The 17,757-nt window shown below is 25.8% G+C and carries 17 protein-coding genes; 1 reads left to right on the plus strand and 16 read right to left on the minus strand.

The annotated features are described in order from the left end of the window. Positions 1–219: 219 nt before the first annotated feature. From galU to I2A75_RS13720, 15 genes are all read right to left on the minus strand, one after another. Positions 220–1,110, minus strand: a complete 891-nt coding sequence (gene galU / locus I2A75_RS13650) for a UTP--glucose-1-phosphate uridylyltransferase GalU (protein ID WP_195265424.1) — start codon at positions 1,108–1,110, stop codon at positions 220–222. Between the two features lie 36 nt (positions 1,111–1,146). After that, complete coding sequence (locus I2A75_RS13655) at positions 1,147–2,583, minus strand: oligosaccharide flippase family protein (RefSeq protein ID WP_195265426.1); 1,437 nt, start codon at positions 2,581–2,583, stop codon at positions 1,147–1,149. Positions 2,584–2,589: 6 nt separating this feature from the next. Next, entirely contained in the window at positions 2,590–3,690 is a 1,101-nt protein-coding gene (gene glf / locus I2A75_RS13660; RefSeq protein WP_195265520.1) for a UDP-galactopyranose mutase, read from the minus strand. Between the two features lie 42 nt (positions 3,691–3,732). Continuing rightward, a complete protein-coding gene (locus I2A75_RS13665; protein ID WP_195265428.1) occupies positions 3,733–4,584 on the minus strand; it encodes an ATP-grasp fold amidoligase family protein in 852 nt (283 codons plus the stop codon). Then, positions 4,574–5,608: a glycosyltransferase gene (locus tag I2A75_RS13670; protein WP_195265429.1), complete on the minus strand. Its 1,035-nt coding sequence runs from the start codon at positions 5,606–5,608 to the stop codon at positions 4,574–4,576. The genes I2A75_RS13665 and I2A75_RS13670 overlap by 11 nt, the downstream gene beginning before the upstream one ends. A 293-nt stretch (positions 5,609–5,901) precedes the next feature. Then, positions 5,902–6,783, minus strand: coding sequence for a glycosyltransferase family 2 protein (locus I2A75_RS13675; protein ID WP_195265431.1), 882 nt, complete (start codon positions 6,781–6,783; stop codon positions 5,902–5,904). Then, complete coding sequence (locus I2A75_RS13680) at positions 6,784–7,920, minus strand: glycosyltransferase (protein WP_195265433.1); 1,137 nt, start codon at positions 7,918–7,920, stop codon at positions 6,784–6,786. After that, positions 7,917–8,756 (minus strand): O-antigen ligase family protein, encoded by an 840-nt coding sequence (locus tag I2A75_RS13685; RefSeq protein WP_195265435.1) that lies wholly within the window; start codon positions 8,754–8,756, stop codon positions 7,917–7,919. Before I2A75_RS13685 ends, I2A75_RS13680 begins: the two co-directional genes overlap by 4 nt. Before the next feature lie 521 nt (positions 8,757–9,277). Continuing rightward, positions 9,278–10,072, minus strand: a complete 795-nt coding sequence (locus I2A75_RS13690) for a glycosyltransferase (protein WP_243242177.1) — start codon at positions 10,070–10,072, stop codon at positions 9,278–9,280. A 19-nt stretch (positions 10,073–10,091) separates the two neighbouring features. After that, a complete protein-coding gene (locus I2A75_RS13695) occupies positions 10,092–11,441 on the minus strand; it encodes a UDP-glucose/GDP-mannose dehydrogenase family protein (RefSeq protein ID WP_195265437.1) in 1,350 nt (449 codons plus the stop codon). Between the two features lie 29 nt (positions 11,442–11,470). Continuing rightward, positions 11,471–12,130 carry a sugar transferase gene (locus I2A75_RS13700; protein ID WP_195265439.1) on the minus strand — a complete coding sequence of 220 codons (660 nt, stop codon included), beginning with the start codon at positions 12,128–12,130 and terminating at the stop codon, positions 11,471–11,473. A 38-nt stretch (positions 12,131–12,168) separates the two neighbouring features. Continuing rightward, on the minus strand, positions 12,169–12,942 hold the full coding sequence (locus tag I2A75_RS13705; protein ID WP_195265441.1) for a CpsB/CapC family capsule biosynthesis tyrosine phosphatase: 774 nt from the start codon (positions 12,940–12,942) through the stop codon (positions 12,169–12,171). 66 nt (positions 12,943–13,008) lie between these two features. After that, entirely contained in the window at positions 13,009–13,662 is a 654-nt protein-coding gene (locus I2A75_RS13710) for a CpsD/CapB family tyrosine-protein kinase (RefSeq protein ID WP_195265443.1), read from the minus strand. Between the two features lie 9 nt (positions 13,663–13,671). Then, a complete protein-coding gene (locus I2A75_RS13715; RefSeq protein WP_195265445.1) occupies positions 13,672–14,349 on the minus strand; it encodes a Wzz/FepE/Etk N-terminal domain-containing protein in 678 nt (225 codons plus the stop codon). Positions 14,350–15,037: 688 nt separating this feature from the next. Then, positions 15,038–15,760 (minus strand): CpsB/CapC family capsule biosynthesis tyrosine phosphatase, encoded by a 723-nt coding sequence (locus I2A75_RS13720; RefSeq protein WP_195265447.1) that lies wholly within the window; start codon positions 15,758–15,760, stop codon positions 15,038–15,040. A gap of 336 nt (positions 15,761–16,096) precedes the next feature. Between I2A75_RS13720 and I2A75_RS13725 the strand changes: the two genes are divergently transcribed. After that, on the plus strand, positions 16,097–16,669 hold the full coding sequence (locus I2A75_RS13725; protein WP_243242179.1) for a sigma-70 family RNA polymerase sigma factor: 573 nt from the start codon (positions 16,097–16,099) through the stop codon (positions 16,667–16,669). 406 nt (positions 16,670–17,075) lie between these two features. Here I2A75_RS13725 and I2A75_RS13730 read toward each other — a convergent pair whose 3' ends face one another. Then, the gene (locus I2A75_RS13730; protein ID WP_195265451.1) at positions 17,076–17,642 is read right to left on the minus strand and encodes a sigma-70 family RNA polymerase sigma factor; all 567 of its coding nucleotides are present in this window, start codon (positions 17,640–17,642) and stop codon (positions 17,076–17,078) included. Positions 17,643–17,757: the final 115 nt, after the last annotated feature.

A 17,757-nucleotide genomic window follows, 5' to 3' on the forward strand; every position in this document is an offset into this window, starting at 1 on the left:
TTATATTTAAAAACTGACTTTACTCTTGCAGTTACAATAGCTTACGCTAAAACGGAAGTTACTTTTTCATTCAACGAAATTTTTATATAACTTTATTTCAACTTATTTCTATGATTACAATAAAAAAGTTCAAGGACGTCGCGAAACGCGACGTCCTTGAACTTTTAAGCAGCTTTCTTTTATAAGCACAGTACTATTTCACCTAAAACTCAGAAATTTTTATAAAGCTAATGCTCTTAGATATTCCATAACCCCATCTCTTAAATCATCATTTCTTAATGCATATTCAATATTTGCTTCTAAAAAGCCTTGCTTATCTCCAACATCATATCTTCTACCTTCAAAGTTATAAGCATATATGGCTTCTTCTTCTAAAAGCTTTAGTAATGCATCAGTTAATTGAATTTCTCCACCTTTACCTGGCTCAGTTTCTTCTAATATTTCAAATATTCTAGGAGTTATAATGTATCTACCTAATATAGCAATATTTGATGGCGCTTTATCTATACTCGGTTTTTCTACTAATTCCTTAACCTTATAAATTCTATCTTCTATGTTAATTCCACCCATTATTCCATACTTTGATACATTTTCCTTGCTAACTTCTTGTACACCTAATACAGATGTTTTGTACTCGTTATAACAATTAATAAGTTGACCTAAACAAGGATTATCATCATTATAAACTATATCATCACCTAGTAAGACAGCAAAAGGCTCATTGCCAACAAAAGTTTTAGCACAGTGAATAGCATGTCCTAATCCTTTAGGCTCCTTTTGTCTTATAAAGTGTATATTTACCATATCAGAAATTTCTCTAACCATCTCAAGCATTTCTTGCTTTCCATTGCTTTCAAGCTCTAATTCAAGCTCTACAGATTTATCAAAATGATCCTCTATACACTTTTTATTTCTTCCAGTTATAATTAAAATTTCTTCTATCCCAGATTGAACACATTCCTCTATTATGTACTGAATAGTTGGCTTATCAACTATAGGTAACATTTCCTTTGGTTGTGCTTTAGTTGCAGGTAAAAATCTTGTTCCTAGACCTGCTGCTGGGATTACTGCTTTTTTGATTTTAGTTCCTAAACTAAAACTTCTGTTCATTATTATTCCCCTCTCATCATAATATAAAAAAATTATCTAGCCCTTTATCATTTTCCTTAAGTAAAATATTATATTCTGTCTATAAAGAACTTTAAAAAGCATAAATACAAATAATAAATAAAATAGCCCTCCAACGGAAACTTGTATTATTGTTGTTAATATTTTAGCTCCCATACTTATTCCAATAAATCTAACTACTATAAACATTATTATTCCAGCTGGGAAAAATATAAGTACTGATTTAATTAACTTAGGTATATCTAAGAACTTTTTAAGAAAATAAAATTGAGTAGCTGTAACAGTTATTTCTGCAATAACTGTAGTTATACAAGCACCTAAACTTCCCAGCTTTTTTAGTAAAACTAAATTTAATAGCAAATTAACTATTGCTCCTATGGTTACTGACATTGTAAACTGCTTTATTTTGTTTAATGGTACCAATAATTGCGTTCCTAAAACATTTGACCAACTAATAGCTAAAATAATTATTGAACTAACTATTACCAAGCTATCTATTCCAACAAATTCTTTACCAAAAAACCATGGTGATAATTCTTTTGCTATTCCTAATAATCCAAAGGTTAATGGGATTGATATTGCACTCATAAAAAAGAATGAGTTTGAAATATAGTACTTAACTTTTTTCATATCTCCTGATGCAACAGTGTTTGCAATCTTTGGCATCATGACAGTACCAATAGCAGTTGCAATTGTAAGAGCCATTTTCACTAACTTTTGTGAGTTTTCATAATATCCTACTTGCACGGTATCTGTAAAAACACCAAGTAATGTTCTACTAAGTAAAACATATACTTGTATAGCTATTTGTGGAATAAATAAAGCTATTGATGCTTTTAAATGTCTTAATAAGCCTTTTACCTTAATATTCTTAAATCCTATTGTCTTGGGAATATATAGCCAGAATGTTAAATTTCCAAACAAATTAGATAAAGCTAATATCAATGTATAAATTACTAAGTCATTACTATCTTTAACAAATATAAAAATACTAGCAAGTGATACTAACTTTACTATAGTATTTCTTATAACTGTTTTTTTGAATTGCTCAAGTCCTATAAAAAGCCATGAAATATCTACTAGGGAAGCTAATACATTTATACCTTGAACTAAATACAGTGTTCTATATAAATTCTCATTAAAAGTAAAAGAAAAGATTATAAATATTATACTAGATAATATCATTGTAGACACTTGTACTAGGTATATAGAATAAAAAGTACTTCTTAATTTTTCTTTATTATCTCTAACGTAAGCTATTTGCCTATTTCCATATAAAGTTATTCCAACCATACCAAATAAAACAAAATATTGAGTATTAGCAAAAGTAAAGGAGTAGTCTCCTACCCCCTTAGCTCCTAAAACATTTGATACATATGGTACTGTAATTAGAGGCAAAATCAAAACAAGTATTTGATATGATAAATTATATAAAAAATTCTTTACAACTTGCATTGACTTCTACCTTCCAAATTCTTCTTTAACTATCTTTAAAGCTCTTTCAACTACATTATGCATATCATAATATTTATATTCTGCTAACCTTCCACCAAAGATAATATTTTTTTCATTATTAGCTAAGTTTTTATACTTTTCATAAATCTTATTATTCTTATCATCATTTATTGGATAATATGGGTCGTCCCCGTTCTTCCAACTTGCAGGGTACTCTTTTGTAATTACTGTCTTTTCTTGTTTTCCATATTCGAAGTGCTTATGTTCAATGATTCTTGTATATGGCACTTCATATTCAGTATAATTAACTACTGCATTTCCTTGATAATTTTCTTCATCTAATAATTCACTTTCAAACCTTAAACTTCTATAATTAAGCTCACCAAACTTATAATCATAGAATTCATCTATCATTCCTGTAAATACTATTTTTTCTGCAATATTTTCAAAATACTTTCTATCACTAAAGAAATCAGTATTTAACTTTATATCTATTCCATCAAGCATCTTTTCTATAATTTTATTATATCCACCAATTGGAATACCTTGATATTTATCATTAAAATAATTATTATCAAATGTTAATCTAACAGGTAATCTTTTTATTATGAAAGATGGTAATTCAGTAGCTCTCATTCCCCATTGCTTTTCAGTATATCCTTTTATTAATTTTTCATATATATCTTTTCCTACTAATTTTATAGCCTGTTCTTCCAAATTCTTAGGCTCATTTATATTAGCTTCTTTAACCTGCTCTTGAATTTTTGCTAATGCCTCTTTCGGTGTTTTTACCTTCCATAATTGATAAAATGTATTCATATTAAATGGTAGATTATATAATTCTCCCTTATAATTAGCAACCGGAGAATTTGTATATCTATTAAATTCTACAAAGCTATTCACATAATCCCAAACCTCTTTGTTGCTTGTATGGAATATATGCGCTCCATATTTATGAACATTTATACCTTCTACATTTTCACAATAAATGTTCCCACCTATATGGTTTCTTTTATCTATAATTAAACATCTTTTTCCTCTTTTCTTTGCTTCATAAGCGAAAATTGAACCAAATAGTCCCGATCCTACTATTAAATAATCATATATTTGCATAACTTTTCCCCTTATATACTATAAAAAAATTTTTCACTAATACTTTCTAATATCTATTAAATTTCCAACTACAGTATTAATTTCTTTTGGTTCATACAATTCTACACCAGCACCTGGAGTGAATGTTAGTTCTCCAAAATAAACCTTCTCCCCTACTGAATATAAATCAACTCTCACAAACTGAAAGTCTTGACATAACTTAGATGCTACTTCTATCATTTTCTCTAAATTTTTAGGTTTATCTATCTTGTATTCAATATTATCATGAACGCATTTCCACGGTAATTTACTCCAACTTAAATCATAAAAATTTCTTTTATGTCCTCTAAATCTATCAATATCTAGCTGAATAAATTGCGGCTTTCCTTCTGAACAGAAAAACTTATAATCCATCAAATTTCCTGAAACATCTTCTAAATATTCTTCACACATTATTATAGGTTCAATGTTCTTATATTGAACTTCTCTAAGTTTATAATAAAAATTTTCTTTCATCCATTTAGATATCATTTTTTTATACTCATTAATATTTGATTTATTTTTATCTTTACAAATTATATTTTGCCCTGAGCTATGATTGGCTTTTAAAACAAATTTATTTGGTAACTTTTCAAAATCAATTTCATCAGACGATTTAAAACAATCAATTAGCGGTATCAAGTATTCATTTCCAATTTTTCTTTCAACATAACATCTGACTTTATATTTATCAACAAATTCACTATATTTGTTTAAATCACAATTAATCTTTATATATTGAATCTTTTCATAAAATGTTTTCGGTGATTTTAAATTAGGCTTTAATTTTGTTTTAATGTATCCAGTTAGTAATATATATAGTTTATCGCTCATAATATACGCAAATAATTTAGATATTTTATAGTTCATTTAAATTACTCTCCTTCAATAATTCCATTTCAAAATCTTTTATAACTTCTTCTATTAAAAATTTTTTTGCATTATCATATGAATTTTTTTTAAAAACATTAATAATATCTTTATTTTTAATCATTAATTCCATCTTTAGACATAATGAATCATAATCTTTATATCTATGAATAAATCCTACAACATTATCTTCAACATATTGATGAGCATATTTCCATTCAGATACTAATATAGCAAGCCCTGATATATATGCATCTATAAGTGCACCTGGTAATCCTTCTCCAGTATGATAAGTCGGTAAAATAAAAACATCATATTTTGACAATACTTTATATTCATCAGAATTATTTGGCTCGATAATTCCCTTATAATTAACCCCTTCAACAAAGAATCCCTTTAAATGTTCTAAATAATCACTATCAACTTGTCCATAAATATCAAAACTAATATTTTCATATCTTAATTTTAAATCTGCAAAAGCGTTTATTGCCTCTTCTATACCTTTTTCTTTTATAACTCTAGAAAAAAATACAAATTTAACTGTTTTGTCTATATTCCTTAACATCGGTCTATAGTTTACTTTTCTAAAATTATTTTGTTGCTCTACATTATGGAATCCCATTTCTTTCATCTCATTTACCATATCTATGGGTTCAATATATATTTTCCTTATTTTTTTATATATTTTACTATCGAATTCACCTTTTTTTATCATTGTTGATAGCATGCCTCCAGCAACAAAATAATAAATAGGCTTTTTACACTTTATATAATACAAAAACTTCAAAAATATATAAGCCCCATTTGAAGATGAACTTATTATAATCCCATTACTACGTCTATAGTTTATTAGTATTTTAGATATAATTTGCAAAAAGTTAGTTCTCCAAGAATCCACATCCACAGTATTCAAATCAATATACTTTTTTTCCTTTAACCATTCTTCTAAAACTCTACTCTTTATTGTTACACCATCTAATCTATTTCTTCTTTTTGATAAACTACCAATATAAAGTATTCTCATTTCAACCTCTTCTTAATATAATTATATTTATCAAATATTTTTCATTAATATAATAGTGCTATTATCAATCATCTTTCTTTATTAAACATCTAAACTATTACTATGTTTTTTATTATAATTTTAAATACTACAACATTCACTCAAATTACAATATTATTTATATTACGATATTTAAATAATTTTTACTTTATATAACTAAACACTAGTTATAATAATCTATTGCTAATTCCATTTGAAATAAATTTACAATTTAAAATTTCTTTACATTTAATATATTTCTCTACATAAATATGTTAAAAACTTAAATAATCAACATTAGGATTAAACCTAACCCCTTTATAGAATCCACTTAATAGTATTCTTATCCTAATAACTTTTTTATTTTCAGACCTTAGTAATATTTTTATAATTGATTTAATTATATATCTATAATAAATCATCATATTTTTATTTTTTTTCAAAATATAGTATTTATTTCTAAACTCCAATTTACATCTCTCTAATCTCATCCCTTCTTCGTACACTATGTCTGGTCCCTTATTCTCCCCCATCTTATGTGTTACTGTACTATTTACTGACATATAACAATTAAAATTCTTAGATACTCTCAGTGTATACTCCAAATCATCTCCCCAAATAAAAAACTCCTTAATAGGTAATCCACATTTTTCTATAGCTTCATTATTTAATAATAAAGAAACAAAAGATGCTGAATCTACTTTTATCAATCCTTTGCTAATTTTATCTGACCATTGCTTATTTAAAGTTGGAATATTCATTACACACGGAGTATTATCTTTATATAAAACATGACTACAAACAAATCCATACTTTTCCCCTTCTACACTTTTCAACATATTTACTAATGTATCTTTTCTAACTATTGTGTCATCATCCATTATCCAATAATTGTCAAAGTTCATTTTGTAAGCAAATTTTATTCCCTCGTAAAATCCTCCTGCTCCACCTATATTATTTTCTAACATTATAGGAACTATTAGTTCATTGTACTCTTTTTGTATTTTTAACAGATATTCATTAGTTCCATCAGTACTAGCATTATTTACAACTATTATTTTTGAAAGTTTATAGTCTTGATTTATTAACGCCTCTATGCTTTCTCTCAATAACTCTAATCTATTAAAAGTAACTATAATAGCACAAATTTTTTTCATTTATTCCACCTTCTTTATATTGATTAAAGACATATATATTTCTATATGCTTTTTAACTGATCTATTAATATCAAACTTATTTATATCATTCTTTGAACTTTCATAAAACATATATCTCTTTTTTTTATCTATTATTAGGCTCATCACCGCATTTGCTAACTTTTCTTCATCTTTTGGAGGTATAACTATTCCATTTATATTATTTTTAATAATTTCTGTATTACTTCCAACATCAGTGCATACTATGGAAATTCCTGATACTAACGCCTCTATCAATGATATTGAAAGTCCTTCATATATTGAACTCATTATATATACATCATTTTTTAATAATTGCTTCGATATATCACTTACAACGCCATTAAAACATACTTCTTCTAAATTATTTTCATTTGCATATTCTATTAATTCTTTCTTTTTTTCACCATCACCAAATATATTCAAATTTGGCACTTTCAAATTATTAATTTGACATTCATCTTTTAAAATTTTAAATGCCTTTAATAAAGTCAAATGGTCTTTCTGCTGAGTTAATCTTCCCACAGAAATAAGATTATTTATAGTTTTTAAATCACGCTTACAAATAAATTTTTTAATATTTATTCCGTTTACTATTTCTATAACATTATTTTTTTTAATACCAACCTCATTTGTTAAAATTGTTGTTACTTTTTTTGATATTGAGATAATTTTTTTAACTTTTAAACTAAGAAAATACTTATGCAATCTAGGATATACAATTTTAGTATTATGTATAGTTTCTACAATATTGACATTATTAAAGAGTAAGCTTGAAACTACATGCATAGTTACTGTCTCCAAATGACAATGAATAATATTGGGATTAAAATCGAAATAAAGTTGCCTTATTCTCTTTATCATTCTAACTTTATTCATTAGTCCTTTTCTTTTATTAATAAATTTAACTTCAATATTATTCTTATTCATTTCACTTATATATTCATTTTCAAATTTGATTGCCTTTTCATTTCCTTTTGAAAGAACTTCTGCTTTATAAACAACCCATATTTGTAATGAAATATCTGGAAATACTTCTCTAATTCCAGTTAATAAATTTTTTACTAGCATTTCTGCTCCACCTGCTGAGCAGCAATGTATAACATGTACAATTCTCATTTTTTCCCTTCCCTATCTATCTCTAACTTTGAATATCTTACGTCCAATACTAAAAACAGGCAAAAATAGAAATAATTACTTCCTATACCATGTAAAACAACACCTGTGGAAAGTAATGCAATTAATGGCAAAAAAATTATTGATTCATTTTCCTTCCTCATTTTCATTATTATATTTATAAGTCCTAAAATCATTATTGATGATAAAATTACTCCAAATAAAACTATATGCTCTAAATACAGACTATGAGCTTGCGTTCCCGAAATACCAACAGATAATTCCCATCTAGAATTATATTTCTCGAATCCTATTCCAAATAAAATGTATTTTAAAGAACTAGCTATTATATCAATAAAATGTTGATATACTCCTCCTCTTCCAGTAGATATATCCTCAACTGAAAATCTAATCAGATAATTTTGTACCATACTATTTTGCAATATTTTATTAATATTACTCACCAATAAAATTATTAATAATATAGTGATTACTAACATAACATATATAACCTTTATTTTTTTTCTCTTAACTACATACTCATACAATATGTAAAATATTGTAACAAACATTACTATTCCCACTCCAAGAATAAACATTTTTGAGTATGTTTCGAAACAAAACATAGTTATTATTATAATAATTAAAAGATTTATAATTGCGTATTTTTTTTCTTTCTTTTGAAACATTAATACTATTAATAAAGATATTAATAGTAACCCTACTTGAGCATAGCTATTTGTCTCTCCCATTAATCCAACAAATCTCAATGTAATTTTCCCAGAATTCCATACAAACCCTGTTCCCCAAGCAAAAAATTTCATTATCTCTTTATTCATTGCATATTGACCCAGAAAGGAAGATATTATAAATGATATGGAATATAGGTAAATTAATTTATTTATATTAAGCTTTTTTATATCATAATTCAAAACAAATACAGTAAACATTAAAAACCATGATATATAGGCTAATAAATCGTTACCAAAAACATTGTAACTTGTTAAAATGAAAGTTATTAAAAGATAAATATATCTATATTTAATTTTATTAAAACTCGCTCTATTATTTATGTATAATAGATATTTAATAATATAAATTAACAGAAAAATATTAAAATAACTAGTTGTACCTATTTTTAAAGTTAATATATTGAAAAATGGAAGACATACAAAGATTAAGCCCAATACAACTTCTATACTTGAAAAAATTATAATTAATAGTATTATTGAAAAAGAAAAAATTATGAACATATCGTTTGATACTACATGTGAAATAAAAATATTTATTAACATAATAATGGTTATTATATATTTATATTGCTCTTTAAATCTAATACTTTTACCTAACATATTTACTCCTAGTATTTTATCTTTAAATTTAATATCTTATTAAAATATATACGTTTCTTGCAAGCATTCCATGCATATCCTATAAAAACATAAATTGTTTTTACTATATTTAATCTTTCAATTTCTCTATATACATACCATGTTCCTTTAACTGCTTTAATTTTATTTGATGAAAGAGAATTTTGAGCTCTCCTATACTTTGCCAAAGTTTCTTGAACAGATATAGCTACAATGCCTTTTTTTAAAATACTAAGCCAACATGCGAAGTCTTGTCGTCTTCTTATTAGAGGCATATTTACTTGTTCTATATACTTTCTATCTATCATTACAGTAACTGTTTGAATTATAGTATTTCTTAGATATTCTTCATATGATAAGCTTTTAGGCATTCTAATTATTTTATTTAAGCTCTCCCCTTGATTATCTATTAGTTCATAATCACTAAATGAAAATTCTATATTATTATTTATCATAAAATTTAATTGATATTCTAGCTTATTCTTATACCATAAGTCATCTGAATCTAAAAAAGCTAAAAATCTTCCTTTTGATAATAAAATAGCTTCATTTCTTGCTTCTGCCGCTCCCTTATTTTCCTCAAACCTGATATACTTTATATTAGAATGTATTGACAAATACTCTTTTACTACCTCTTCCGTATTATCAGTTGAATTGTCATCTACTATAATAAGTTCCCAATTCTCATAAGTTTGTGATATAACAGATTTTATGCTTTCTGAAATATAATTATCACTATTATATGTTGGCATTACTATTGATACTAAAGATTCATCATATTGCAATATTATACCCCTTTCCTATTTAAGAAATTGTAAATGCTACTTCTTCAATTTCTTTTTCTTTTATATTTAAAATTTCTTTTCTTCCTATTGAATAATATTCAACTTGATTTTTTTCAAAATTATATAAACTATAACAGTTCCTACCATCAAAAATTATAGGAGTATTCATCATATTTTCATAACATTCTATATTAATTTCTTTTATTTCCTTCCATTCTGTGAATATAAATGCCATATCTGCATCTTTTATTGCTTCATAAGGATTGTCTGTATATTTTATTTGTGTTGGATATATTCTTTTAAAATTATCTATTCCAACTGGATCATATGCTATTACATCTGCTCCTTCATCTAAAAGCCTTCTTACATTTGGTATTGATGGAGCTTCTCTTAAATCATCTGTTCCTGGCTTAAAGGTTAAACCTAATACTGCTACCTTTTTACCCTTTAATGATCCAAAGCGTTCTTTTGCTTTTCTAAAAAGCTTAAATTTTTGATTCTCATTAACCTCGATTGCAGCTTTTACTGTTTTTATTTCATATCCGTTATCATTTGCTAGCCAATGCAATGCTTTAGTATCCTTAGGAAAACATGATCCACCATATCCAATTCCAGCATTTAAGAACTTATCTCCAATTCTCTTATCATAGCTCATTCCTTTTGCTACATCTTCTATATTTGCGCCAACTATTTCGCAAACATTTGCCATTTCATTCATAAAGCTTATTTTTAATGCTAAAAAATCATTTGAAGCATATTTTATCATTTCTGCGCTTCGTCTATTTGTGCAAACTATCGGTTGGTTAAATGGATTATATATTTCTCTTAATATATTTTCTGAGTTTTTTGATTCAACACCTATTACAATTCTACTTGCATTTAAAGTATCTACTACTGCTGTTCCTTGTGCCAAAAATTCAGGATTAGAAGCAACTTCTATGTTTACATCAGTAGCTAGATTTTCCTTTAGGAATTCCTCAACCTTATCATTTGTTCCAATTGGTACTGTTGATTTAACTACTACTAAGCAATCTTTTTTTATATTTTGTGCAATTTGTTTGCACACATTAAATACATAATCTAAATTTGCTGATCCATCTTCTCGTTCTGGAGTGCCAACACCTATAAAAACTACATCAGCATCTTTATAAGCACTTTTATAATCTGTTGTAAAATTTAACCTGTCTTCATCAAAATTTCTTTTTAATAATTCATCTAATCCTGGCTCATATATAGGTGATATACCTTTTTTCATTATTTCAACTTTATTTTCATCAATATCTACGCAAGTTACGCTATGCCCAACTTCTGAAAGACATGCTCCTGTTACTAAACCTACATACCCTGTTCCTGCAACTACAATTTTCATTTTCTCTACTCCCCTCAACCCTTAAATTTTTAACATGCATTCTTATCTCCAAACAACACTGCTACTGTCTTAAAAATTAATTTTATATCCAGACAAAAATTCATATCATTTACATATTTTAAATCAAGCTTCATCCACTCTTCAAAATCTATATTGTTTCTTCCTGAAACTTGCCAGTAGCATGTAAGTCCTGGTTTTACTTCTAGTCTTTTTAACATCCAAGGTTCAAACTTTTCTACTTCTTTTGGAAGGCTTGGCCTTGGTCCAACTAACGTCATATCACCCTTTAAAATATTTAATAATTGTGGAAGTTCATCTATACTTGTTTTCCTTATAAACTTACCTACTTTAGTAACTCTAGGATCATTTTTCATTTTAAACATTGGACCTGACATTTCATTTTGCTTAGCTAACTTTTCTTTTAACTCTTCAGCATTTTGCACCATGGATCTAAACTTGTACATTTTAAATTCTTCTCCATTTAGCCCAATTCTGCTTTGAGCAAATATTGCTGGTCCCTTTGATTCTAATTTTATTAAAATAGCCACAATTATTAAGATAGGGCTTAGAATTACTAATCCTAAAAATGAAGCTAAAACATCCAAAGCCCTTTTAGATATTTCATATAAAGTATTTTCTTTTCGTTCAATCTGAATAATTTCTTGCTCTTCAACTTGAAGTCTTTCCATTATTAAATCCCATCCTCTTAAAATTATTTACATCTAACTTAAACTTTATTAAATATACCAAACAACCCTTTTTTCTCTTTTATTAAGCTTCCATCAAATTTAATTTCTTTATTATTTAAAAGATTTTCTCCAGAATCTAGTAAATAATTTGCGTATTTTTTATCAAAATCTTCCAAGTAATCTATGATCTTTTGCATATTAGCATTTCTTTTTGTATCTCTATGTGCATCTGAACCAATAAAACTATATATATTGTTTTTCAAATATATATCTGTAGTTTTCTTAACATCTTTTCCAAAGTCTCCTGTTAAACTATCCTTATTTACCTGAAAAAGAAATCCTTCCTTTATAAATTCATTTATCAAAGAAGGATTTTTTATAAACTTTTGATATCTTTCTGGATGAGCTATAACTGGTACTATTCCTTTTAGTTGTAACTCATAAATATTTTCAATAGCTTCTTTAATAGAAAAATCCCTCATGTTAAATTCAATTAGCATATATCTTGAATTATTTATAGTTCCTATATGCTTATTAATGTAATTTTCATATATTTTGTCTGTATAATAAACCTCTTGCCCTTGATAAATATCAAGATTTATTTCTTCTCTTATAGCTAGTTTCATTATATCTTCTGTTCTTTTCTTTACTTCATCTAAGGTAGCCTCAAAATATCCTGGCATATAGTGAGGAGTAAGAACTAACTTAGTAGTTCCTCCCTCAACAGCTTGCCTTAACATATTCAAAGTCATGTCCTTAGATTTAGATCCATCATCAATTTCCCAAATTAAATGAGAATGTAAATCTACCATAAAAAAACCCCCGAAATTCAATTGATAATTGACAGTCAACTATCCATTCTCCATTGTCCATTATTCTTACTTTTCTGCGTAATAGTAATAATATTTATTTCTGCTATTGTCTATTCCATTTAGCACTGTTCCAATAATATTTGCATTTACTTTCTTTAAAAGATTAATTGCATTTTCTACTGAGTCTTTTTTTGTTTTTTCTGCTTTTACTACTAGTATTGTTCCATCTGCCTTTGTTGAAAGTACTTGAGAATCTGTAACGGCTTGTACAGGTGGAGTATCTAAAATTATATAATCAAAGTTTTCTTTAAGAGTTTCTATTAATGTTGTCATTGCCTTTGATGAAAGCATTTCAGATGGATTTGGAGGTATTTTCCCTGAAGTTAGTATTACTAAGTTTTTGTTATATCTATGAAGTGCTGAAACTAATTCCTCTTTCCCTATTATTACATCTGACAAGCCAACTAAATTTGAAACTTTAAATTTCTTATGTAGTGAAGGCTTTCTTAAATCGCAATCCATTAATATTACTTTTTTCTCCCCCTGAGCTAAGCATAAAGCAAGATTTCCTGCTGTAGTTGATTTTCCTTCGCCTGGCTCTGAACTTGTTACCATTATTACTTTATACTCTTTATCAAAAGATGAATATTGTATATTAGTTCTTAATGTTCTATAACTTTCAGCTGCAATTGACTTTGGCTCTTTTTCTACTATAAACATAATATCCTCCTAAAGTTCCTTTACTGTAGGTATTGCACCAAGTACTGGTATATCTAATTCTCTCTCTAATTGATCCTTAGTTTTAAAAGTATTGTCTAAAAACTCTAATAAGAATGCTAACCCTACACTTACCATTAATCCAAGTAAAAATGCAATTGCAATATTCATTTTTTTATTTGGACTTACTGGATTTTCTGGCAATTGAACTTCTTCTATTACTTTTATATTTCCATTTGGAACTAATTCTTTTGATGTCTTGATAAATTCATCAGATATTTCTTCAATTACGACCATTGCTTCTTTTGGATCATTACTTTTGTATTTTATTTGCAAAATTTGAGTATCTGCAACTGAAACTATAGTTAAATTACTCAAAACAGTATCTGCTCCTAAATCATAACTTGTCTTATCCAACGCTCTAGAAACTAAATCTCTTGTTTTTATAGTTTCAGAATATGTCTTCATAAGTTTCTGATACATTAATACATCATTTTGGTTATAACCTTGTGTATCACCTTCATCTTTTCCTATAAAAACCTTTGTACTTGCTTCATATTGTGGCTTAATTACAAAAAAGCTTAATATAGCTGATATAACTGTTGCTATTAATGTAATTGAAACTATCATTAACCATCGTTTTTTTAAGGCTTCAAACAATTCATCTAATCTTATTACTTGTTCTTCCAATTTAATTCCTCCTACTTAAAAATTACATTTCTAGATTATTATACCACTAAAAGATTATATGATTTACATATTTTTAGATGAACTTGAATAAAATTCGTACTTTTATTAAACTTTTTTATGTAATGCTTTCTATGCATAACTTTTTTTAATTATATAGTTTATTTTGAATAATTAATCATAATACTAAAATCTATATTTTGTTAAATTATTTTAAAATATGTTAAATTATCTTAACAGTATAAGATTATATCATACTTGTATATTTATGTTTATTTTTTTTGTCAACATATTTAGCTAAATTTCATCCCTTCTACTTTATACTACATTCTTTAATGTTGGCTTAAGATTTTTTTCACCTTTTTATTTAGTTATTTTAAATTTCACCTAAGAAATATATATTTTATTTGTATAATATTTTTTAATATTTTTAATAGTATATTATTTTTCTTGGAACTTATTTTAAATCAAATAATTTAGCTGATATTTGATTCTATCAACATAAACCCAATTGTCGTTATATGTTTAATTTCAATTTTAATGCAATTTAAACAGAAATTAAATTTATCATTTTTTGTCGTTTAATAACCTTATATTTAACAAATTACAATTTAGCATAAATATTCGTATATAATTATATTTATGCAAAATTTTATTGCTTAAAATAAGATACTCAGCACCTTCTGAATATCTATCTAAAAATCCCTACTTTTTTCTTTTTAGGACTTTTTAAAATTCTTTTTGCCCTTACACTTTCTGGATTAAGTATAAACAAGCCTTTTTTACTTATATCTTCTATTTGTTTATCTATATAGGTTTCTTCAATATTTTCTTCAAAACCAATAAAATTATATATATCTTTTTTTAATAAGGCTTTTGCTGTCTTTTGAATCTTCTTTCCATACACCCCTTTTATGCTTCCAGGATCTAATTGAAATAAGCACTCTTCCTTTATTAATTTATCTATTTTTTTATTGTCATTTATAACTTCTTCTATTTTTTCTGGGCTTACTATTATAGGTGTCAAGTTACGTATTTTGTATTCAAAAACTATTTCTAGTAATTCATCTATACCATTTGATTCCTGAACATCTAATAAAACGAATTTTGTTTCATTTATACTTCCTAATAATCCATCTATATGTTTTTTTACATTTTCATAATTATCTCTTAGTAAATTTCCTGGATATAATATTAAATCTATATTTTTTACTTTCAAATATGAATTAAGTTCTTCCACTATTGTATTAACTTCTTTTATTGTAGTCGTGCTATCTTTATCATAATATGCGGGAGCTAAAACTAGTTTTTTTATATTGCATTTTGCTGCTTCCTCTATTTTTCTAAGTAAAACTGTTGACTTAAACTCTCCTTGTATAACTAATTCCTTAAAAATTAAGTTTGCAAATACCATTTTATCCCTCATTCCATTTATTATAGTTTTAATTATAAATTCAAAAATTCATTTAAACCACACATTTTCTTCTACAGTTTTAGACAGTGTATAAGTAAATTTATTTATTATATGTAATATTATTACTTTAAATGTTAAATTAAGGATCTTGATTAGCATATTATATTTATATCTTAATAACATTTAATTGTTCTTATAATGAAATTAACTTGAATAAAATAATTCTTCTTATTTCTTGTATTTTTTTGACTAAAACTTTTTTATAAATTTTTCTCAAAATTACTTTTTTACAGATACTTACTTAGTAAAATAACTTTTAAAATGGAGGGGAAAATCATGAAAGATTTATTAGAAAAAGCCAAAAATAATGATTCTGACTCAAAAGAAGAAATTATAAAGATGTACTATCCATTAATAATAAAGGAAGCTAAAATAATTTATTTAAAAGATAAGTCCTTTGAAGATCTTATTCAAATAGGTATTATTAACTTACTTCATGCAATAGATGTTTTTGATTTATTAAAAGGTGCTGATAAATTTCCTTCTTATGCTCTTTGGTCAATAAAGAATGGTTATAAATATCTTTGCAGAAGTCAAATTAAATATAATACTGAATTTAGTTTAAATAAAGTTAACGATGATGGGTATGAATTTGGAGATAATATAGTAGATGGAAATATAAATATTGAGGATTATGTTATTAACAATACTATAGATGAAAATCTTTATTTAGCTTTAGAGAAGCTTGATAAAGAAGAAAGAGAGCTTATTGACTTTTTGTATATATCTAATAATAAGCCTAATCTTACTAGATATTGTGCATTAAAAGAAAGGGATTATTACTATTGTTGTTCCTTGAAAAAAAGGGCTTTAAAAAAGCTTAAAAATATGATGCTTGATTTTTATTAGTAATTATCTTAGAACATATTTATTATTATATTAAGTAAAAAGGACTATTGATTTTTTCTTTCAATAGTCCTTTTTATATTTTATTGTATAAGAAATTGTGAATGCTTATGTTATTCTTAAATGAATTGAGATAATAATTTAATTTATGAGTATTAACTTTTTTATTATAAATAATATTATAATTTATACTGTATTTTAAAATTTTGTCCATAACTTTACTGTACTCTCCTGTTGCTTTTTATCTTTTTAATTCTACTTCATTACATTAATGTTGATAGTTATTAATTAAATATTAATGTTATTTTTAAATTTTTATTTTATAACATTTCTGCTATTTTATTTCTTAATTTGTCTATTATTTTATTCTTCATATTATATTATTCTTTGTATTATTTTCTTCTTTATATTATTTTATTCTTAGTATATTTGAATCATTTCTTAGCTTCTCCATTATTTTATCCTTCATATATCTAAGCTTATGATATTCAATATTTGTTCTTTTAGAATACTCTTTTAAAGTTATACCTTGTACATAAATACTATTAAGTAAAGCTTTTTCATCCTCATTAAGCATCTCTATAGATTTAAATAAAATGCTACTTAATTCCTTCTTGATACATTCTTCAGAGACATCTGTATTTTGATCTATAATTTCTTCTACGTTTATTGAACTTGCAATTTCTTTATTTAACTTATTTTCGTAGTACTTATTAGTTGCTTTTTCTATTTCTTTGTACATCTTATTTTTTATGCATTTTTGTACGTAAGCAGGAAAGGAATCACTTAAATCAGTATTAAATTTTTCTAAGGATTCAATAATTGTAAGCCTCGCTATTTGCTTAATATCCTCTTGACTATACCCGTAAATATAATAGCTAATTGAAGTTTTGTAAACTAGTGGTTCAAAGTTTTTTAATATTTCTTCCATTGACTTTTTATCCCCTTGTTTAGCCCTCACTATTAATTGATTCATAAATTCATCTCCTCTAATAATTTATAATTAAATTATATCAAACGCACGTTCGTCAAGCTACAATTACTTATCGCAATTTCTGACAGTGAAATTTTATTTCAAGAAAATTTTCATT

The sequence above is a fragment of the Clostridium sp. 1001275B_160808_H3 genome (assembly GCF_015550425.1).
GTDB lineage: Bacteria > Bacillota > Clostridia > Clostridiales > Clostridiaceae > Clostridium.

Bases quoted from the DNA above. Each gene is read 5' to 3' on its own strand.
- galU (WP_195265424.1), bottom strand. From the start codon at position 1,110: ATGAACAGAAGTTTTAGTTTAGGAACTAAAATCAAAAAAGCAGTAATC.
- I2A75_RS13655 (WP_195265426.1), bottom strand. From the start codon at position 2,583: ATGCAAGTTGTAAAGAATTTTTTATATAATTTATCATATCAAATACTT.
- I2A75_RS13665 (WP_195265428.1), bottom strand. From the start codon at position 4,584: ATGAACTATAAAATATCTAAATTATTTGCGTATATTATGAGCGATAAA.
- I2A75_RS13670 (WP_195265429.1), bottom strand. From the start codon at position 5,608: ATGAGAATACTTTATATTGGTAGTTTATCAAAAAGAAGAAATAGATTA.
- I2A75_RS13675 (WP_195265431.1), bottom strand. From the start codon at position 6,783: ATGAAAAAAATTTGTGCTATTATAGTTACTTTTAATAGATTAGAGTTA.
- I2A75_RS13680 (WP_195265433.1), bottom strand. From the start codon at position 7,920: ATGAGAATTGTACATGTTATACATTGCTGCTCAGCAGGTGGAGCAGAA.
- I2A75_RS13685 (WP_195265435.1), bottom strand. From the start codon at position 8,756: ATGAATAAAGAGATAATGAAATTTTTTGCTTGGGGAACAGGGTTTGTA.
- I2A75_RS13695 (WP_195265437.1), bottom strand. From the start codon at position 11,441: ATGAAAATTGTAGTTGCAGGAACAGGGTATGTAGGTTTAGTAACAGGA.
- I2A75_RS13700 (WP_195265439.1), bottom strand. From the start codon at position 12,130: ATGGAAAGACTTCAAGTTGAAGAGCAAGAAATTATTCAGATTGAACGA.
- I2A75_RS13705 (WP_195265441.1), bottom strand. From the start codon at position 12,942: ATGGTAGATTTACATTCTCATTTAATTTGGGAAATTGATGATGGATCT.
- I2A75_RS13710 (WP_195265443.1), bottom strand. From the start codon at position 13,662: ATGTTTATAGTAGAAAAAGAGCCAAAGTCAATTGCAGCTGAAAGTTAT.
- I2A75_RS13720 (WP_195265447.1), bottom strand. From the start codon at position 15,760: ATGGTATTTGCAAACTTAATTTTTAAGGAATTAGTTATACAAGGAGAG.
- I2A75_RS13725 (WP_243242179.1), top strand. From the start codon at position 16,097: ATGAAAGATTTATTAGAAAAAGCCAAAAATAATGATTCTGACTCAAAA.
- I2A75_RS13730 (WP_195265451.1), bottom strand. From the start codon at position 17,642: ATGAATCAATTAATAGTGAGGGCTAAACAAGGGGATAAAAAGTCAATG.